At 43.5% G+C, this 20983-nt stretch carries 14 protein-coding genes, 1 pseudogene and 1 other annotated feature; of the genes and pseudogenes, 9 read left to right on the top strand and 6 right to left on the bottom strand.

Annotation, left to right across the window (positions count from 1 at the left end):
- Position 1 precedes the first annotated feature (1 nt).
- Positions 2–1632: pseudogene (trpD, locus tag ACIH2S_RS09900) on the bottom strand (bifunctional anthranilate synthase glutamate amidotransferase component TrpG/anthranilate phosphoribosyltransferase TrpD).
- A complete protein-coding gene (locus tag ACIH2S_RS09895; RefSeq protein WP_108478084.1) occupies positions 1632–3206 on the bottom strand; it encodes an anthranilate synthase component 1 in 1575 nt (524 codons plus the stop codon). The pseudogene trpD and the gene ACIH2S_RS09895 overlap by 1 nt, the downstream one beginning before the upstream one ends.
- Before the next feature lie 26 nt (positions 3207–3232).
- Positions 3233–3334: a sequence feature (Trp leader region), on the bottom strand.
- 188 nt (positions 3335–3522) lie between these two features.
- Here ACIH2S_RS09895 and rnm point away from each other — a divergent pair.
- The 4 genes from rnm (at position 3523) to ACIH2S_RS09875 (ending at position 7710) form a co-directional block, all read left to right on the top strand.
- Positions 3523–4389 (top strand): RNase RNM, encoded by an 867-nt coding sequence (rnm, locus tag ACIH2S_RS09890; protein ID WP_108478085.1) that lies wholly within the window; start codon positions 3523–3525, stop codon positions 4387–4389.
- Positions 4390–4629: 240 nt separating this feature from the next.
- Positions 4630–5250: an L-threonylcarbamoyladenylate synthase gene (locus tag ACIH2S_RS09885; protein ID WP_036956539.1), complete on the top strand. Its 621-nt coding sequence runs from the start codon at positions 4630–4632 to the stop codon at positions 5248–5250.
- A gap of 196 nt (positions 5251–5446) precedes the next feature.
- Positions 5447–6364, top strand: coding sequence for a 23S rRNA pseudouridine(2605) synthase RluB (rluB, locus tag ACIH2S_RS09880; RefSeq protein ID WP_036956541.1), 918 nt, complete (start codon positions 5447–5449; stop codon positions 6362–6364).
- Positions 6365–7005: 641 nt separating this feature from the next.
- On the top strand, positions 7006–7710 hold the full coding sequence (locus ACIH2S_RS09875) for a hypothetical protein (protein WP_430247337.1): 705 nt from the start codon (positions 7006–7008) through the stop codon (positions 7708–7710).
- 32 nt (positions 7711–7742) lie between these two features.
- Here ACIH2S_RS09875 and cobO read toward each other — a convergent pair whose 3' ends face one another.
- Both cobO and ACIH2S_RS09865 read right to left on the bottom strand, forming a co-directional pair.
- Positions 7743–8333: a cob(I)yrinic acid a,c-diamide adenosyltransferase gene (gene cobO / locus ACIH2S_RS09870; RefSeq protein ID WP_036956545.1), complete on the bottom strand. Its 591-nt coding sequence runs from the start codon at positions 8331–8333 to the stop codon at positions 7743–7745.
- A gap of 23 nt (positions 8334–8356) precedes the next feature.
- Positions 8357–9118 (bottom strand): YciK family oxidoreductase, encoded by a 762-nt coding sequence (locus ACIH2S_RS09865; RefSeq protein ID WP_036956547.1) that lies wholly within the window; start codon positions 9116–9118, stop codon positions 8357–8359.
- 178 nt (positions 9119–9296) lie between these two features.
- On the opposite strand from ACIH2S_RS09865, the gene sohB reads away from it, so the two are divergent.
- A complete protein-coding gene (sohB, locus tag ACIH2S_RS09860) occupies positions 9297–10343 on the top strand; it encodes a protease SohB (protein WP_108478087.1) in 1047 nt (348 codons plus the stop codon).
- A 94-nt stretch (positions 10344–10437) separates the two neighbouring features.
- Here sohB and ACIH2S_RS09855 read toward each other — a convergent pair whose 3' ends face one another.
- Complete coding sequence (locus ACIH2S_RS09855; protein WP_036956549.1) at positions 10438–10695, bottom strand: DUF2498 family protein; 258 nt, start codon at positions 10693–10695, stop codon at positions 10438–10440.
- Between the two features lie 287 nt (positions 10696–10982).
- On the opposite strand from ACIH2S_RS09855, the gene topA reads away from it, so the two are divergent.
- Both topA and sodC read left to right on the top strand, forming a co-directional pair.
- Entirely contained in the window at positions 10983–13601 is a 2619-nt protein-coding gene (topA, locus tag ACIH2S_RS09850) for a type I DNA topoisomerase (protein ID WP_036956550.1), read from the top strand.
- A gap of 389 nt (positions 13602–13990) precedes the next feature.
- On the top strand, positions 13991–14524 hold the full coding sequence (gene sodC / locus ACIH2S_RS09845; RefSeq protein WP_430247334.1) for a superoxide dismutase [Cu-Zn] SodC: 534 nt from the start codon (positions 13991–13993) through the stop codon (positions 14522–14524).
- A 331-nt stretch (positions 14525–14855) separates the two neighbouring features.
- Here the strand turns inward: sodC and ACIH2S_RS09840 are convergent, their stop codons facing one another.
- Positions 14856–16889, bottom strand: a complete 2034-nt coding sequence (locus ACIH2S_RS09840; RefSeq protein WP_430247332.1) for a M13 family metallopeptidase — start codon at positions 16887–16889, stop codon at positions 14856–14858.
- A gap of 289 nt (positions 16890–17178) precedes the next feature.
- On the opposite strand from ACIH2S_RS09840, the gene cysB reads away from it, so the two are divergent.
- Both cysB and acnA read left to right on the top strand, forming a co-directional pair.
- Positions 17179–18153: an HTH-type transcriptional regulator CysB gene (gene cysB, locus ACIH2S_RS09835; protein WP_108478090.1), complete on the top strand. Its 975-nt coding sequence runs from the start codon at positions 17179–17181 to the stop codon at positions 18151–18153.
- Between the two features lie 93 nt (positions 18154–18246).
- The gene (gene acnA / locus ACIH2S_RS09830; protein ID WP_108478091.1) at positions 18247–20919 is read left to right on the top strand and encodes an aconitate hydratase AcnA; all 2673 of its coding nucleotides are present in this window, start codon (positions 18247–18249) and stop codon (positions 20917–20919) included.
- Positions 20920–20983 lie beyond the last annotated feature (64 nt).

Genomic DNA, 20983 nt, shown 5'->3' with positions numbered 1-20983 from the left:
CTTAGTGCTCCCTTGCAGCTAGTGCCAGAACGCGGTCAAATGCTTTGCCGCTACGAATAATATTGAGTGCGTGCTCGCTGTTTTCTTTTAAATCTTCGTAACCATTAATACGTAGCAACATGGCGACGTTTGCGGCGACAGCCGCCTCATGAGCCGCTTGACCATGACCTTGTAATAATTGCGTCAGCAGAAAACGGTTTTCATCTGGGGTGCCGCCTTCCAAATCTTTCAATTGATAAGGCGCTAAGCCAAAATCTTCAGCTGTCAGAGTATATTGCTGAATTTCACCATTTTTTAATTCGGCAACATGGGTTGGTGCATGAAGTGAAACTTCATCCATCCCTCCACTATGTACCACAGCTGCACGGGTAAACCCAAGCATTTGCATGGTTTTTGCTACCGGTTCAACCAATGAATCCTGATAGACGCCCACTAAGGCTAGCGGTGGGCGAGCTGGGTTAATTAATGGACCCAGTACATTAAATAAAGTACGGGTTTTTAATTGGCTACGTACCGGCGCGGCATGGCGGAATCCACTGTGATATTGCGGCGCAAATAAGAAACATAAGCCTAACTCGTCTAATGCATCGCGGGCGCTTTGAGCGCTTAAATCTAAGGCAATGCCAAAGGCGGCGAGCAAGTCCGATGAGCCTGAGCGGCTGGAAACGCTGCGGTTGCCATGTTTTGCGACTTTTATCCCACATTCTGCCGCCACAAATGCGCTGGCAGTGGAGATATTAATACTGTTTGCACCATCTCCTCCTGTGCCGACAATATCACTGAATTGATAGTCAGGGCGTGGGAAAGGTTGGGCATTTTCTAAGCATGCCAATGCAGCACCGGCAATTTCTTGTGGTTGTTCGCCACGCATTTTCATGCTGATCAAGACGGCAGCAAGTTGGGGCTCAGTGAGTTCACCTTGAATAATTGCGTTAAATAAATATTGGCTCTCTTGTTGAGTTAACGCTTGCGCCTTAAATAATTTATCGTAAATGTTTTGCATGATTGGCTCTCTGTGTCCCATTAGTGCGAATGTGATGTTGTTTTGTTGGGGGAAGAAAGCGCCCATGCCACCGTATTTTCTAACAACAATTTTCCTTGGGTGGTTAAGATGGATTCGGGGTGAAACTGGAATCCACACACTCGCTGTTCATCATTGCGTACCGCCATGACCATGCCATTGGATTGTGCGCAAATCGTTAATGATTCAGGGATTTGGCTACCCACTAAAGAGTGATAACGTGCCACTGAAATAGGGTTTTCTAAGCCTGCAAACATAGCTTGTTCATCGTGGGTTGCCATTGATGCTTTGCCATGTAAAATTTCACCCGCAGGGGAAACCGTTCCACCATAAGCTTCAACGATGGCTTGATGCCCTAAGCAGATGCCAATCACTGGAATGGTGCCTATTACTGATTTAAGTACTTCCGGCATACAGCCCGCGTCACTTGGCTTTCCTGGACCCGGTGAAAGGACTAAAATCGCATCATCGAGCTGATTCAGTACGGATAAAACATGCGCCGCATTAACGGTGTTGCGGTAGATCACTACGTGATGACCGCTGGCGCGTAATTGGTCGACCAAGTTGTAGGTGAAGGAGTCGACGTTATCGAGTAGTAAGATATTAGCCATTAAAATAACTCCTCAACTTGGTGGGCTTGGGCAATAGCGCGGATCACTGCGCGGGCTTTATTACGAGTTTCGTCGGCTTCACCTTGTGGAGATGAGTCGAGGACAACGCCGCCGCCAGCTTGAACGGTAGCAATGCCGTTTTCGACATATGCAGAACGAATAACGATGCAGGTATCAAAGTCGCCTTTACCATTAAAGTAACCCACTGCGCCGCCGTAGGAGCCTCTGCGCTCTTTTTCACATTCCGCGATCAGTTGCATCGCTTTGACTTTCGGCGCGCCTGTTAATGTCCCCATATTCATACATGCTTGATACGCATGGAAAACATCTAAATCGCTGCGTAAAGTTCCCACAACATGGGAAACTAAGTGCATGACAAAAGAGTAGCGGTCAACTTTTGTCAGGTTGGCAACATAGCGGCTGCCTGCTTCACAAATTCGCGCTAAATCATTACGTGCTAAGTCTACTAACATAATGTGTTCTGCCAGCTCTTTTTCATCGGTACGCATGGCCAATTCAATGCGACTATCTAAATCTAAGTCGATGTTTCCTTGCGCATTGCGTCCACGAGGGCGGGTACCTGCAATTGGGTAGATTTCCACCACGCGAGTTTGTTTGCTGTATTTCAAGGCGCTCTCTGGTGAAGCGCCAAACAGGGTAAAATCGTTGTCTTGCATATAGAACATGTACGGACTTGGGTTTTGCGCCTTAAGTTTTTGATAGGCAATCAGCGGTTGAGCACATGGCATACTGAATTTGCGTGATGGGACGACTTGGAAAATATCACCGCGGTAGATAGCTTCTTTTAAGGTATTGACGACACGTCCATATTCTTCATCATTTTTATTGATAGTAACGCTGAAGTTGTCTTGTTCACCCAGAGGTAATGCTGGTAAGTAAGGGCGGCACGCAACGATAATTTCGCTGTGACGCTGCTGTACTTGCGCAACAATGTGGGTGTCTGCGGTAAATAATAGGCTTTTTAAACGCGCGGCTTGGTTTTGATGGTCTATCACTAAATAGTGTTCTGCAACGAAAAAGCAGAAATCTGGGCATTGGTTTGTGGCAGTCACTTCCGGTAATGCTTCAAAATTTGCCACTAAGTCATAGGAGAATAATCCGCCCATAAACAGGATTTCTGGTCTTGGGAAATGGGCTTGTGCAATTGCTGGCAATGCGCGTAATACATCCAAGCATGAAGCACTTTTTAAACGGCTATCTTCATCTAATTGGCTTTCTGGTTGAGCAAAGATGACGGTCAGATGGTTTGCGGTTAAATCGCGAGAAATCGCTTTCTCGGCTAATTGTAAATTAATTAAAGGTAATAGAGCTTGACCATTTTCAGTTAACGCTTCAATTTCAACTCGTTGACCAAATGCACGGATGCGTAATGCACTGTCGATGATTAATAAGCTTTGTAAATTGGCTTTGTTGTTGACTTCAGCCGACTCTAGCAGCATGGTAGCGGCTTTATTCTGGCACAGGTGATTAAATAACAACGTAGGATCCGGTTGATAGTTAATTGGGCTATCCAGATGATTAAAATGTGCTAATGTGGTGTTTTGTTTGTTCATTTTGCTGCCTTAAGCTAATTTTAGACGTAAAAAAACCCGCTGGTTGAGGGCGGGTTCGGCACTGAGGCATTAACAATTTATGCGCGTGCGGCTTCCGCCCAATTTGGGAAGTCGCGCCACCAACGATTTGATAAATTGAAAACAGTCATACATGCCTCACTGGATAAACAAATTAAGTTTTAAATGCTTTTGCATACTAATTCTTTTGAATACAACAAATCTTGTGTACTAGTAAACTGGATCGCGCGGTTGATGTCAATAGCTGTTTGTATTTATTTTTAATTTTCGTTAAGTCGAAAAGGGAGAAGGTAACAATATGTCGCAAGATTCGACGCCAATAGTGACTCGCTATGACTTACATAGCCATACGAATGCATCAGATGGAGAATTGCCTCCCGCTGAGTTAGTCGAACGTGCGATAGCAATGGGTGTGAATATTTTATCAATTACGGATCATGATACTTGTGATGGCTTAATTGCTGCCAAAGCGTATCTTGCTGACAATCCACGTCCATTAACATTAGTTAACGGGGTTGAAATATCCACCCTGTGGGAAAATATTGAAATTCATATTGTTGGGCTGAATTTTTCACCGAGCCATCCTACGATGGAAACGTTACTCTCGCAGCAATCACAACGCCGCCTAGACCGTGGGATTGAGATAGGTCGTCGCTTGCAAAAGGCAGGGATTGAGGATGCGTGGGAAAATGCCCAAGCGATTTCAGGTGGCGGCCAGGTTACTCGCGCGCATTTTGCACAGTACATTGTCAAAATTGGCAAAGAGAAAACCATCAATAATGTGTTTAAGCGCTATCTGGCGAAAGGGAAAACCGGCTATGTGCCCGCGCAGTGGTGCAGCATTCAAGAAGCTGTGGATGCTATTCATCAATCTGGCGGTGTCGCGGTGCTGGCGCATCCATCAAAATATCAATTATCGAATAAATGGCTAAGACGCCTGATCGATCACTTTAAAGCTTGCCAAGGGGATGCGATGGAAATTTCTCATTGCCAGCAGCCGGCAAATGAGAAGCGATTTTTAGGAGAGTTGGCACAAGAGGCTAACTTGAAAACTTCTGTTGGGTCAGATTTCCATCGCCCTTGTTCGTGGATTGAGTTAGGGCGGAATTTATGGCTTCCTGATGATGAGCAAGCGGTTTGGACCCTCTGGGATAAAGTGAATTGATAGAAAGCTAAAACCTCTTAGTTTGTAAGAATATTACCTAATTCGTTGATGGATCACGGTTTGGGTGTAAAATAGTCTGTATATGAATTATTTTGTTGAGTCACAATATTATTTGATGAAAATATTATTGTGACCGTTGTGTTTTCTAAGCGCCGTTTTGTTTTGTAAGAATAGATAGATAGTGCCATTTTTAGGTCGTTCACCGGATGATGCTGTCGATACTCAACTATAGAGGTCACTATGAGCCAGTTTTTTTATATCCATCCGGACAACCCTCAGGCAAGGCTAATTAGCCAAAGTGTTGAGATCCTGAATAAAGGCGGTGTTGTCGTCTACCCGACAGATTCAGGTTATGCCATTGGTTGTCGTTTAGAAGATAAAAATGCCCTAGAGCGTATTTGTCGTATCCGAAAATTGGATGCGAACCATAACTTTACCTTGATGTGCCGTGATCTATCCGAAATCTCAAATTATGCCCATGTGGATAACACCGTATTTCGTTTAATCAAAAACAATACGCCGGGTAATTACACCTTTATTTTAAAAGCCACCAAAGAAGTGCCTCGTCGTTTGATGAACGAAAAGCGTAAAACTATTGGGTTACGTGTACCATCAAACCCAATTGCCCGCGATTTACTGGAAGCCGTGGGGGAGCCACTTATGTCCACCAGTTTGATTTTACCGGGCGATGATTTTACTCAATCTGATCCAGAAGAAATCCGCGATTTACTGGATAAACAAGTGGATTTAGTGATCCACGGTGGTTACATCGGGCAAAAACCAACCACGGTAATTGATTTTACTGATGACACTCCAGTTGTCGCTCGTGTCGGAACTGGCGACCCAACCCCATTTGAATAAGCCAATCTTCCTTGAAAATTCATTCTTTCAGGGAAGACGATTAGTCATAGGGGATCACAATAAACCTGTGTATAATGCGCAGGTTTTCAAATTCATCACTTTTTGCCGATGACACAAGACTTGTTAATTGAGCGAGGCTTGTTTTAATAGCGCAAGAAGCTATTTGACGCCTGTGAAGGCGACAGCTGAGGATCTCATGAGTTCTAAACCGCAACAAACTGAAAAGCTACAAAAAATTCTTGCCCGTTCAGGGCATGGTTCTCGCCGAGAAATCGAAGGCCTATTGAAAGAAGGCCGCATTAGTGTTGATGGCAAAATGGCAACATTGGGTGATCGTGTTGAAGTCAAAGCCTCCACAAAAATTCGTCTTGATGGTCGTGTCTTAGCGATAAAAGAGCCAGAAAAAGAAATTTGCCGCGTGATGGCATACTACAAACCGGAAGGGGAATTGTGCACGCGCCATGATCCTGAAGGTCGTCCAACGGTATTTAACCGTTTACCAAAACTGACTGGGGCTCGTTGGATTGCTGTAGGGCGTCTAGATGTGAACACCAGTGGTTTATTGTTATTCACAACCGATGGTGAATTAGCTAACCGCTTAATGCACCCAAGCCGTGAAGTGGAACGCGAATACGCAGTACGTGTATTTGGTGAAATCACGGATGCAAAAATTCGTCAGCTAACCACTGGCGTGCAATTAGAAGATGGTCCGGCATCCTTTAAGACTGTGTCGTATCGCGGTGGTGAAGGAATGAACCAATGGTATAACGTCACTTTAACCGAAGGTCGTAACCGTGAAGTTCGTCGTTTATGGGAATCTGTTGGTGTGCAAGTGAGCCGCCTGATCCGTGTTCGCTACGGAGATATTGATTTACCAAAAGGTTTACCACGTGGTGGTTGGACTGAATTAGGTTTAGAGCAAACTAACTATTTAAGAGAGTTAGTTGAACTGGATGTTGAAACAGAAAGTAAAGTGTCTGTTGAGCGCGATCAGCGCCGCATCAAAGCTAACCAAATTCGCCGTGCGGTGAAACGTCACACTCAAGTGGCATCTCGCCCAGCAGCGAAACGCCAAACTTCACGCCCAACGGCTAAGCGCCGTACTCGAATCTAATCGTTTTAACGTTATTCGAATGATTTAAAATGAAGGTTATGGTATTTACCATAGCCTTTTTTTATTTCAATTTAATAGAATAGCGAAATGTTCTGTCATTCTGTTTGGTCATTTCAATAATTCATTCAACTTTGATTTTTCTAAAAATCGATTCATTCGGAATTCTATTTTCGAATAATATAAATAAGCTATCCCAATCTTAAATTATTATTTACTAGGTGTCTTTTTTTGACTAGAAAATGATAAAGTTAAAAAAGGTTGTGTTATTCCACTTATTACTTTTATTTCTTTGTTATTTAGATATTTAAAACTTAAAATACGCCAATATGGAGTTTATAAGGTATCTGTCACATTATGAGGCTTTTATATTGTACAACTCTTCTATCTAAACTATTTTTATCATAATGAAAAAATAAAAGGTTTTAATGTTTATGTTATGTGCAAAGTCGATGAAATATATAGCACTATTGAGTTTCAGCATAACAAGTTGTGATGTTTATCAACCACATATATCTGAAAGTGGGCGGTTCTTTTTTAGTAATGACTCATCGGAAAATTATTCTTTCTTTATTGATAATAAACTGATGGTGATCCCGAAAGCATCAGTGGGTAGTCTGTATTTAAAGCAGGGATTACATTCCATGACAACCGAAGAAGGTCAGCACATTTATTTTATGATTTACCCAGGTAATAAAGGAGGGATATTAAATCCTCAAAAGCAACTTTATTATTCTTACAGCTTTGTATACGGTAATAATGGAATTCCTTCTGTTCATAATCAAACAATACAGGAATTAACTATTGGTGATTATCAAGTGAAAGGAAGAGTTGAGAGTAGTGATGATATCATTATTGATAATAACGTATTCAACTGTGATTACCCGGTCGGAACGCGGATCCCTGATGAATTAAATTCGCTAACAACAGTCAGCAAAATAAAAACAAAATGTTTTTCTTATTCAGAACTCATTACGGCGATTTCGTCGGATGATAAACAAATGACACAACTGGTTGTGCGTCAAAATGAGCCAGTGCAAAACAATACGGTAAGTTTAACATTTGACTATCCAGTCACACTCCCTGCTTTTGAAGATCAGCAAATTCAGCAGTATGCGGTGAAGGTGAATACGCTGATTCAAGCGTATCGAGGATCCGCTGACCCAGAAAAAAAACAGAACTTTTATAATCAATACCATGTAGCCGTATCGAATATGGCGGAGCGCTATAGCCAATGGGAGACAGGGGATAATTGCCTTGAGGAGCGACAAAAATATTTGCAATTCTTATCACAAACTGCCGCCATTTTTAGTGCTGGGGTTTTAAAACTGGATGTAACACCGAAATAGCTGGTGGCAGCTAACTCGCATGTTACCAAAGGCTACCAGTCAATTCCTTTTTGCGCTTTGATCCCTGCATCAAAAGCATGTTTAACAGGGCGCATTTCTGTCACCGTATCAGCAAACTCTAATAGATCACGGTGGCACCCACGGCCTGTAATAATGACGGATTGATTTTCAGGACGGCAACTTAATGCATTCATTACTTCAGCAAGAGGAAGATAATGGTAACTGATCATGTAGGTCAGCTCGTCGAGGATCACCAAGTCATATTGAGGGTCTTGCAATAATTCCACTGCATGTTGCCAAGTTTCAAGGCAAGCTTGTGTGTCAGTCTGCTTGTTTTGCGTTTCCCAAGTAAACCCGGTGGACATCACATAAAAGGGGACGCCGTGAGGCTCTAAAAGATTGCGTTCGCCATTATCCCAGCCACCTTTAATAAACTGGACAACGGCTACTTTTTTGCCATGACCGACAGCACGACAAGCGGTGCCAAATGCTGCCGTCGTTTTTCCTTTTCCATTGCCAGTGAAGACAATCAGGATCCCGCGCTCCAGCTGGGCTGCTTCAATTCGCTCATCCACTTTTTGCTTTAAACGTTGTTGGCGTTCTTCGTGTCGGTCTTGGCTCATAGCTTGCTCCGTTTCGGTCGAGTTTAAGCTTTAATCGGTTTTAAATTAGGCTGAGCGTCTACGCTGGTTCCTGTTTGCTCGGCGCTATCATCACCCATTAAGTATAGATAAGTCGGCATGATATCGGCAGGTGTTTTTAGGGTCATTGGATCTTCACCGGGTGCCGCACCTGCACGCATAGCGGTACGAGTGCGCCCAGGGTTAATACAGTTAATACGTAATCCAGTGCCTTGATACTCATCGGCCAAGACTTGCATTAAACCTTCAGTCGCAAATTTTGAAACGGCATAAACGCCCCAATTAGCGCGTCCTTGTTTACCGACACTTGAACTGGTGAAAATCAGCGATGCGTGTGGGGCTTTTTCTAATAAAGGAAGTAATGCTTGTGTGAGCATAAAGCCCGCATTGACGTTAACTTGCATGACGTCATGCCAGAGCTGAGTCGGTTGTTCACTGATTGGTGCGATATTTCCTAGCAAACCTGCGCTATGTAATACGCCATCCAAGTAAGGGTGTTGTTTGGCAATATCGTCAGCGATAGCTTGGCAAGTTGCCTCTGTTGCAGTCAGTAAATCAATCACATAGGTTTCTACGGATGCACCGGTAGAATTAATAATTTGTTGTTTAACCGCCTCTAATTTTTGCGAGTTACGGCCTAATAAAATGATGGAGGCGCCAAAGCGTGCATACGTTAATGCTGCTTCTTGACCAATCCCGTCAGTAGCACCGGTAATTAAGATAGTTTTACCATTTAAAAGATCTTGTCTAGGCTGATAATGAAGCATAATTTTTCCTATCGTCTTGAGCCGCGTTGAAGGTTATCATCGCGTAGATTGCACGGGAGGGCAATTTACCACATTTGTTTCATGTCTGTGGTTATTGATAACAGTTTTTTTACTGGTTGTTTATGAACAATCATGCGATCATTTTTTTATTAGCGTTAAATATTAGAAGGATCAACTTGTGGAGTATTTCTCTTTGTATGGACTGTTTTTAGCAAAAGTGGTTACCATTGTGGTCGCGATTGCTGTGATTGCAGTATTTGTATTTGGCGTAGGTATGAGACGTCAAGGAAGTAAAGGCGCATTAAAAATTACTGACCTAGGCGAAAATTACCGTGAACGCCAACGTCAAATGCAGCAGATCAAAATGAATGATTCTGAGCAAAAAGCGTGGTCAAAGGCATTTAAAAAGCAGGAAAAAGCCAAGTCTAAAAATGAAAAGGCTGGGGCGAAAATGGGGCAAACCGCCGTCAAAAAGCCTTGCTTATATGTCTTAGACTTTAAAGGCAGTATGGATGCTCGTGAAGTTAGCTCTTTACGTGAGGAAATCAGTGCAATTCTTGCAGTTGCGGATCAGCAAGATGAAGTTTTATTACGTTTAGAAAGCCCTGGTGGTTTAGTCCATGGCTATGGCTTAGCCGCTTCTCAGTTGATGCGATTGAAAGAGAAAAATATTCCGCTAACAATTGCAGTTGATAAGGTTGCGGCAAGCGGCGGCTATATGATGGCATGTATTGCGAATAAAATCGTTGCGGCACCGTTTTCTATTATAGGCTCTATTGGTGTTGTCGCTCAGGTTCCAAATATTCACCGATTATTGAAAAAGCACGATGTGGATGTGGAGCTGCACACCGCAGGGGAATATAAACGTACACTGACAATGCTCGGTGAAAATACAGAGCAGGGGCGTAAGAAATTTGTTGAAGATCTGAATTCAACTCACGAACTATTTAAAGATTTTGTTCATCAAAATCGCCCATCCCTTGATATTGCAGCGGTGGCAACAGGCGAGTATTGGTATGGAACGCAAGCGCTAGAGAAAGGGCTCGTTGACCAAATTGGTGTTAGTGATGATTTGATCATTAACGCAATCGAAACCAAAGAAATTATCAGCATCCGTTTTGTGATGAGTAAGAAAATGGTCGAGCGTTTTACCAGTAGCGCGGCAGAGAGTGCGGATAAGCTATTATTACGCTGGTGGCAGCGTGGACAAAAGCCGCTTTTATAAAAAAGCCATAATGTTCACTGAATATTCATGACACAATATTTAAGTTGGACTACCCTTAAAGATACCGGCGATAAAAGCCGGTATTTTTTTATATCTATTCTGATTCTTGCAGTCGGTACTTATCAGAAAAGAGGTGCGCCAAATGCTTATACATATTAAAAGCCGCTGGACTTTTTAAGGATGGTATTCCGTTTTCATCAAGGAAGAACTCGCCTTTAAAAACTAAAACACCACGATGTTGCTCGACATTATCCACGAACATGCCATCAAGGTACTCATCGTGGTTTTTGATGATTTCGTTGGCTTTTTCAAGCAGTTCTTGCTTTGAAATAGTTTGAATCTCATTGTTCATAGAATGCCTCTCTTGAAAAAATAATTGGTTGCTTCTAGCATTTTATCAGGTACAGTGTGTGTTTTTCAATGCGGCTAAACTGCATTATGTGGTTAAAATCAGTCAACTAGAGCAATTTGTATGCTTTACAAAATAATGTGACTGATGGATAAAATTCGTTTCGTTACAAATTATTGTGCGAAAAAATATTGATATATTGTGATTCTGTCGCAATATAAAAAAGAGATTCTCATTTTGCGCATTTGAATAGAAAAATGCGCCTTCGTTGATAGTAGGTAAAGGTAAATATGGGTAAAGCTCTTGTTATAGTGGAGTCCCCGGCAAAAGCCAAAACGATCAATAAGTATCTTGGCAGTGGCTACGTTGTAAAAAGCAGCGTTGGTCACATTCGTGATCTGCCGAAAAGCGGCTCTGGTTCACAATCCGGCTCACCAAAGAGTACAGGCTCATCTACCGATAAAGCAAAGACCGACAAAACAAAGAAAGTTAAAAAGGATCCGCAAGAAGCGTTAGTTAAACGCATGGGGATCGACCCTTATCATGGTTGGAAAGCGAATTATCAAATTCTGCCGGGTAAGGAAAAAGTGGTTTCTGAATTAAAAGCGTTAGCCGAAGATGCTGACCACGTCTACCTCGCGACGGACCTTGACCGCGAAGGGGAAGCTATTGCGTGGCATTTACGCGAAGTGATCGGTGGTGATGATTCTCGTTTTAGCCGAGTGGTGTTTAACGAAATCACTAAAAATGCAATTACTCAAGCATTTGAAAGCCCTGGCGAATTGAATATCGACCGTGTTAATGCCCAACAAGCTCGTCGCTTTATGGACCGTGTCGTGGGTTATATGGTCTCTCCATTATTATGGAAAAAAGTGGCGCGCGGATTATCTGCTGGACGCGTACAGTCCGTCGCAGTAAGACTTATCGTTGAGCGTGAACGTGAAATTAAAGCGTTTGTTCCTGAAGAATATTGGGAACTCCATGCGGATTTAGCGGATAAAAACGCCGTTAACTTGCGTTTAGAAGTGACTTCCCAAGCGGGAAAAGCTTTTAAACCTGTCAATAAAGTCCAAACGGAAGCTGCGGTTAAATTACTGGAAAATGCACGTTATCAAGTGATTGATCGTGAAGATAAACCAACGTCCAGTAAACCAAGCGCACCGTTTATCACGTCGACACTCCAACAAGCGGCGAGCACTCGCTTAAGTTTTGGTGTGAAGAAAACCATGATGATGGCTCAGCGCTTATATGAAGCGGGTTACATCACTTATATGCGTACGGACTCAACGAACTTGAGCCAAGATGCAGTGAACATGGTTCGTGGTTATATTTCTGATAACTTTGGCGCACAGTATTTACCAAAAGATGCCAACGTTTACACCAGTAAAGATAACTCCCAAGAAGCGCACGAAGCTATTCGCCCATCCAGTGTTGATGTATTACCTGATTCACTGAAAGACATGGAAAACGACGCTAAGCGCCTCTACCAGTTAATTTGGAATCAATTTGTTGCGTGTCAAATGACACCAGCAAAATACGACTCCACCACATTAACGGTGAAAGCGGGAGATTTCGAATTAAAAGCCAAAGGTCGTACGTTACGTTTTGATGGTTGGACAAGAGTCATGCCAGCATTGCGTAAAAATGACGAAGATAAAACATTACCTGCGATTCAAGTGGGTGCTGAATTATCATTGCTGGAATTACTACCAAGCCAGCACTTTACTAAGCCACCAGCGCGTTTTAGTGAAGCTTCTTTGGTTAAAGAATTAGAAAAACGTGGTATTGGTCGCCCATCAACGTATGCGGCAATCATTTCAACGATCCAAGATCGTGGCTACGTTAAAGTGGAAAACCGCCGTTTCTATGCAGAAAAAATGGGTGAAATCGTTACAGACCGTTTAGAAGAAAACTTCAATGACCTGATGAACTACGACTTCACCGCTCGCATGGAAAACCAGCTGGATCACGTTGCGAATCATGAAGCAGAGTGGAAAGCGGTATTGGATGAATTTTTCTCTGACTTCAGCAAACAGCTTGATGTCGCAGAAAAAGATCCGGAAGAAGGCGGCATGCGTACCAACCCAATGGTGATCACCTCGATTATCTGTCCTGACTGTGAACGTCATATGGGAATTCGTACCGCATCCACTGGGGTATTCTTAGGCTGCTCCGGCTATGCACTGCCACCAAAAGAGCGATGCAAGAAAACCATCAATCTGATCCCTGAAGATGAAGTATTAAACATCCTCGAAGGTGACGATGCAGAAACTAACGCCTTAAGAGCAAAACGTCGTTGTCCAAAATGTGGCACTGCGATGGACAGCTACCTGATTGATAATGGTCGTAAATTACATGTGTGTGGTAACAATCCAGCATGTGAAGGCTATGAAATCGAAGAAGGCGAGTTCCGCATCAAGGGTTACGATGGTCCGGTGATTGAGTGTGATAAATGTGGTTCTGAAATGCACCTGAAAATGGGACGTTTTGGGAAATACATGGGTTGCACCAACGAAGAGTGTAAAAATACCCGCAAGATCTTAAAAAGCGGTGAAATTGCACCACCGAAAGAAGACCCTGTACCACTACCAGAATTACCGTGTGAAAAATCGGATGCCTATTTTGTGTTACGTGATGGTGCAGCTGGCGTATTCCTTGCCGCAAACACCTTCCCGAAATCAAGGGAAACACGTGCGCCATTAGTGGCAGAACTACAACGATTTAAAGACAGATTACCGGCAAAATTGGCGTACTTAGCGGAAGCACCAGCACAAGACGAAGAGGGCAACCCAACAGTGGTTCGTTTTAGCCGCAAGACAAAACAGCAATATGTTTCGTCCGAGAAAGATGGTAAAGCGACGGGGTGGAGTGCTTTTTATGTTGATGGGCAATGGAAACCCAAAGAATAGTTTTTATTCTTCATACTTTGCACCGTAGCGGCGTTGGCTGCACTCGCTAACCCTAGTCACATACTTGTGTATGCTCCTAGGGATTAGCTCGATTGCTGCCTTGCTACAGCACAAATTATTTTGAATAAATCTATTGATTATATTCAGGATGACTCTGGTGCTAGCCACCGCCTTGTTCTAACGCGAACTATTTAGAATAATAGTTTGGAATTCTGTTTAGATCTTCAACGCTAAAGCCGCAATCATTATAAAAGAGCCCTTAGGGCTCTTTTTTTGTTCATAATTCGATAGCTCTCACATAACAAAAGCAGTAATCGCCCATTTTCATTCATTTATTATGCTAACGTTTAGCTTAAGGATAATAATCACGATGAATGACTGGAGGCAGTATGAAGTTCAAATTATGTTTGTTAGCGGCACTATTCACAACTGGTGCAGCGTATGCGGCACAAACTACGGTAGAGCTGAAAGAAGCGACAGCTAAAGGCGAGGGAAAAACCATTGGTGAAGTGGTGATTTCTGAAACTGAATACGGATTACTCTTCACGCCAAAACTATCTGGTTTACAAGCAGGTGGTGTGCATGGTTTCCATGTGCATGAAAACCCAAGTTGCGAAGCGGGTGAAAAAGACAGTAAAACTGTACCCGCATTAAAAGCGGGCGGACATTTAGATCCAGCTAAAACAGGGGTTCACAAAGGGCCTTATGACAAAACAGGTCACCTCGGAGACTTACCGGGTTTAGTGGTTGATAGCCAAGGTAATGCTACCTACAGCGTGCTAGCGCCAAAATTAAAATCCCTGAAAGATGTTCAAAACCGTGCGCTGATGGTGCATGCGGGTGGGGATAATTATTCCGATCATCCAGAGGCTTTAGGCGGTGGTGGCGCAAGGATGGCTTGCGGCATCATTCCTTCGTCATAATTCGCACCGTAGCTGTGTTGGCTACACTCACTAACCCTAGTCACATACTTGTGTATGTTCCTAGGGGATTAGCTCATTTGCCGCCTTGCTACAGCACGAATTATTTAGAAGGAAGTTTCTGGGGTATAATTCGTGTGATAACTGCGTTGGCGTCACTTGGCTACTCGGGTCACATACTTGTGTATGCTCCCCCGAGATATCCGCGTTAGCCGCCTTGTTCTAACGCGAATTATTTAGAAGAAACAGCGATGCTATCGGTCATAAAAAGACTCAAACAGAAAAAGCCTCTTACACAAGAGGCTTTTCAACGTAATCTTACCGATTTAACCAATCACCAAATCTTAATTCGTTTCTCCGGTGCGAGGTACAGGGCGTTATCCTTATCGACGCCGAAGGTGGTGTACCAATCATCAATATTACGGACAACACCATTGGCGCGGAACTGATTTGGGCTGTGTGGATCAGTGAGGATTTTATTGCGCTCGGATTCCTTATTTGACAACTCTTGCCAGGTTCTGGCCCATGAAATAAAGAAACGCTGCAAGCCAGTCATACCATCAATAATAGGTGGCTCGCCATTTGGGTAGTTCTCTTTAGCAAATTGCTTATAAGCGCTTAGCGCGATATTTAAACCGCCTAAATCACCAATATTCTCACCGAGAGTTAATTCACCATTCACTTTTTGACCATCGACAGCAAAGCCATTATATTGATCCACCAACTTGGCAGTTTTCTCTTTAAAATGCGCTTTGGCACTATCGCTCCACCAATTGCGTAGCTGACCTGTACCATCATATAAGCTGCCTTGATCATCAAAACCGTGACCCATTTCATGACCAATTACTGCACCAATCGCACCGTAGTTATAAGCAGGATCCACATTTGGGTCGAAGAATGGAGCTTGCAAAATAGCGGCAGGGAACACAATTTCATTTTGTACTGGATTGAAATATGCATTGATGGTTTGTGGTGTCATGCCCCATTCCCATTTGCGAACAGGCTGACCAATTTTGCTCATGGCATCGTTATATGACCATGCTTCCACTTGCTTAAAGTTATCCATCAATGTGTTCGGTTTCAAATTAATGGTACTAAAATCATTCCATTTATCAGGGTAGCCGACTTTTACCGTAAACTGCTCTAGCTTTTTCAGTGCTTCTTGGCGAGTTTGCTCATCCATCCAATCATTATCTTTCAGACGTGCATTAAAGGTACCGCGCACATAATTGACCAAATCTTGAATTTTCTCTTTAGATTGTGGATTGAAATATTTCTCTACATAAATCTGTCCGAGAGGCTCACCTTGCAGTGAATTGACTGTTTGAAGAGCGCGTTCTTGACGAGTCCGCTGTTTTTCAACGCCATTGAGTTTTTTCGAGTAAAAATCAAAGCGTGCGTCAGATAAGGTTTTGTTTAAATAACTTGCATGATCGTTCACGTACTGGAACGTTAGGTAATCTTTCAGGACTGAAACCGGGGTCTTGGCAAAAATCTGTGCCGTTTTTTCTACCGCCGTATCGTTCTCAACCACCACTTTCGCCAGTTGCTGATCGGTTAACTTCCAGTGCTGAATAAAACTATCCCACGCAAAGCCATCGGTAAATTTCTTCATTTCAGCGAGGGTCATAGGGTGATAATTTTTGATGGTGTCACGGCGAGCTTCTGGGCTCCAATGCACTTCAGCAATGGATTTTTCAAGGTCGAAGATCTGTTGTGCTTTTTTCTTAACGTCTTTTTCACCGGCTAATTTCAAGATTGTCGCAATATACGCAATGTAGTTTTTGCGGATCTCTTTCATTTGCGGGGTATCGTCAAGGTAGTAATTACGATTAGGTAATCCAAGCCCACCTTGGCCAAGATACAGAATATAGGTATCTGGCGCCTTGGCGTCTAAATCCACCCAATAAGAGAGCACGGAAGTATAACCCGGCAGCGTCATCAGACGGCTAATATCATTATGATCTTTGGCTTTTGCAATAGCCGCTAAGTCGGATTTGATTGGCATTAAACCTGCTTTTTCAATGCTGGTCTCATCTAAATAGCTTAAATATAAGTTACGAATATTTTTCTGATTATGATCCAAGCTGCTTTCTGGAGCTTGCTTTAATTCATCGATAATAGATTGAGTCTGCTTTTCGGTACTTAAATACAAATCCACGAAAGAGTTAATTCGTGGCATGCCCGTTGGGATTTTCGCCTTATTAATCCAATCATGGTTAACATATTGGTAAAAGTCATTACCCGGCACGATGGTGTCTGATAACACGATTTTTTGCTGACCGTAAGATAGCTCTTTCGCTAATAAGTGAGGCGCAAAGGATAGGGTTGATAAACCGACCATCATGGCTAAAACTTTTATACGCATCTAGATAACCTCTCTGTAGTCTAAATAGGATGCTCACCGCAAAAATGGAAATAAAATTCGCATGCTAATTATTCAAGCATAGTCGAAGAAAAAAATAATCTGACTTTGCAATACCTTACTTGGGCGCCGTCTTTTTTTCACAGCAAGATGAAATAATATCATCATACTGTTTATTCTCATTAGTTTGATGTTATATTGGTTATATATAAATTAAACAATATTACTTTTTGTTATATGTAATGTTTTTTAGCTATAGCAAAAATGATTTCCTGTAAGAGGTGGAGTGAGTATGAAGTTACAGCAACTGCGATATATTGTTGAAGTGGTTAATCACGACCTGAATGTTTCATCAACAGCAGAAGGGTTATTTACTTCCCAACCGGGGATCAGTAAGCAAGTCAGAATGCTGGAAGATGAACTAGGCATTCAAATTTTTGCGCGTAGTGGTAAGCATTTGACTCACGTGACTCCAGCTGGTGAGGAAGTTGTGCGCATTTCCCGTGAAGTGCTCTCCAAAATTGAAGCTATCCGTTCTGTTGCCGGTGAACATACCATTCCTGATCGCGGTAGCTTAAAAATTGCCACGACGCATACCCAAGCTCGCTATGCCTTACCGCCTGTAATCAAAACCTTTATTGAGCGTTATCCTCATGTTTCCTTGCATATGCAGCAAGGATCTCCAACCCAAATCGCTGAAGAAGTTTGCAAAGGGAATAGTGATTTTGCTATCGCGACAGAAGCGCTCCATCTGTACAGTGACCTTATCATGTTGCCGTGCTACCACTGGAATCGTTGTGTAGTAGTACCGAAAGGGCACCCACTGACCGATAAAAAGAACGTTACGATTGAAGATATTGCCGAATATCAAATTGTGACTTACACCCACGGGTTTACTGGGCGTTCAGAGTTGGATGTTGCATTCCAAAAAGTAGGCTTAGAGCCCAAAATTATTTTCACTGCCACGGATGCGGATGTGATCAAGACCTATGTGAAGCTCGGTTTAGGGATTGGCATTATCGCCAGCATGGCGGTGGATCCTGAGGTGGATAAAGATCTCGTGGTTATCGATATGCGCGATAAATTTAGTTACAGCACCACGAAAATCGGTTTTAAACGTACCAGTTTCCTGCGCAGCTATATGTATGATTTTATTTGGCGTTTTGCCCCGCATCTCACACGTGATGTGGTGGATAAAGCCATTGCCTTGCGTAACAACGAAGATATCGAAGAATTTTTCAAAGAAATTGAGCTTCCTATTCTTTAATTGGCACAAAATCTATAGAGGAAATGATTATGAGGACTATGATTAATAATACTGCGTAAAAAAATAAGGTGATAAAAACGCCAAGGAGGAGTTATGTCGTTGAGTTTAAAAACAAACAGTGCAGCAACACTGAATGTCGGTAACAAACAGTATAATTACTTCAGTCTTGCCCTTGCAGAGAAACAATTAGGCAGCGGGGCGAGACTTCCTAAATCCCTCAAAGTTCTACTCGAAAACCTACTGCGTCATATCGACGGTAAATCCGTCGTTGACGCCGATCTCCAAGCCATCATCGATTGGCAAAAAAACGCACATGCGGACAGAGAAATTGCTTATCGCCCCGCGCGGGTGCTGATGCAAGACTTTACTGGTGTTCCTGCGGTTGTCGATCTCGCCGCTATGCGTGAAGCGGTTAAATCCCTTGGTGGCAACGTCAACCAAGTTAACCCTTTATCTCCCGTTGACTTAGTCATCGATCACTCAGTGATGGTCGATGAGTTTGGTAATTCCCAAGCGTTTGAGGATAACGTCGAAATTGAAATGAAGCGTAACCACGAACGCTACCTATTTTTACGTTGGGGACAAAAAGCGTTTAACCGCTTTAGGGTGGTACCGCCGGGAACGGGGATTTGCCACCAAGTTAACCTTGAATACCTCGGTAAAGCGATTTGGCATGAAGAGATTGACGGAAAATTAGTTGCTTACCCCGATACTTTGGTTGGAACGGACTCCCACACCACCATGATCAACGGTTTGGGGGTATTAGGCTGGGGTGTTGGCGGAATTGAAGCGGAAGCCGCGATGCTGGGGCAACCTGTTTCTATGCTGATCCCCGATGTGGTGGGCTTCAAGCTAACTGGTAAATTAGCCGAAGGGATCACCGCGACAGACTTGGTGTTAACCGTCACTCAGATGCTACGTAAGCATGGTGTGGTGGGTAAATTTGTTGAATTCTATGGGGATGGATTAGCTGACCTGCCATTAGCCGATCGCGCGACCATTGCCAATATGTCACCAGAATATGGGGCAACTTGCGGCTTCTTCCCGATAGACGAAATTACCCTTGCGTATATGAAACTGACAGGGCGTGAAGACGATGAAATCGCGCTGGTGGAAGCCTATAGCAAGCAACAAGGTTTATGGCGTCACCCAGGGGATGAACCGATTTTCACCAGTACCTTAGCACTGGATATGGGCACGGTAGAATCCAGCCTAGCGGGACCTAAACGCCCACAAGACCGCGTTGAACTGAGCCAAGTTCCGAAAGCATTCCAAGGCGCAGTGGATTTAGAGCTGAATAAGCAAGATAAACATGCGCATCCTCGCGTGAACTTTCAAGGGCAGGAATTCGACCTTACCGATGGCGCGGTAGTGATCGCCGCTATCACATCCTGTACCAACACCTCTAACCCTAGTGTATTAATGGCGGCAGGGTTACTGGCGAAAAAAGCGATAGAAAAAGGGCTTTCTCGTCAGCCATGGGTTAAGTCTTCTCTCGCACCGGGCTCTAAGGTCGTGACTGATTACCTGGCATTAGCGGGATTAACACCTTATCTGGACAAACTGGGCTTTAACCTTGTGGGGTATGGTTGTACTACCTGTATTGGTAACTCTGGTCCGTTACCTGCACCGATTGAAGAGGCAATTAAGCAACATGATCTGACGGTTGGGGCGGTGCTTTCAGGTAACCGTAACTTCGAAGGGCGCATTCATCCGTTGGTAAAAACCAACTGGCTGGCATCACCGCCACTCGTCGTTGCCTATGCATTGGCTGGCAATATGCACGTTAATTTAAAAACTGACCCATTAGGTGTGGATCAACAGGGTCAGCCTGTCTACTTGAAAGATATTTGGCCATCCAGTGCGGAAATTGCCAGTGCGGTGGAGAAAGTCAAAACTGACATGTTCCATAAAGAATATAACGCGGTCTTTGAAGGGGATGAAGCTTGGCGTGCGCTGGATGTTGAAAGCTCCTCAACCTACCATTGGCAAGGGGATTCAACCTATATTCGCCATCCGCCATTCTTTGAAAATATGCCTGCACAACCTAAGCCCGTTGCGGATATTCACGGGGCAAACATTCTCGCTATTCTCGGGGATTCGGTAACCACTGACCATATTTCTCCAGCGGGGAATATTAAGAAAGAAAGTCCAGCGGGGCGTTATCTCCAAGAACACGGTGTGGCGGTTGCAGATTTTAACTCTTATGGTTCTCGCCGTGGTAACCATGAAGTCATGATGCGCGGTACGTTTGCCAATATTCGTATTCGTAATGAAATGGTACCGGGGGTGGAAGGCGGCTATACCTTACATATTCCAACAGGCAAACAGATGGCTATCTTTGATGCGGCGATGTTGTATCAGCAACAAAAACGTCCGTTAGCCATTATTGCGGGTAAAGAATATGGTTCAGGCTCTAGCCGTGACTGGGCGGCAAAAGGCACCAATTTACTGGGTGTTCGTGTGGTGATCGCCGAATCCTATGAACGTATTCACCGCTCTAACTTAATTGGGATGGGGGTTATTCCATTAGAATTTACAGGTGGAGAAACCCGTAAAACCCTGGGTTTAAAAGGCGATGAGCGTATTGATGTTACTGGTTTACAGTCTCTGACACCAAGCCAAAGTATCACCGTAAAAATTACGTATGGTGATGGCACAGTGAAAGAAGTGAATACTCGTTGCCGCATCGATACTGCGACGGAAATGGAATATTACCGACACGGTGGGATTTTGCATTATGTGATCCGCCAAATGCTCAATTAATCTCCGTTTATGGCGCCTACAAGATTTCTTGTGGGCGTTTTTTCTTTATTAACGCTTAATATTG

Source organism: Providencia lanzhouensis, from assembly GCF_050469745.1.
GTDB classification, from domain to species: Bacteria; Pseudomonadota; Gammaproteobacteria; order Enterobacterales; family Enterobacteriaceae; genus Providencia; species Providencia lanzhouensis.
The sequence above is the reverse complement of the archived record's forward strand: the minus strand, read 5'-3'. Positions and strand labels throughout refer to the sequence as shown.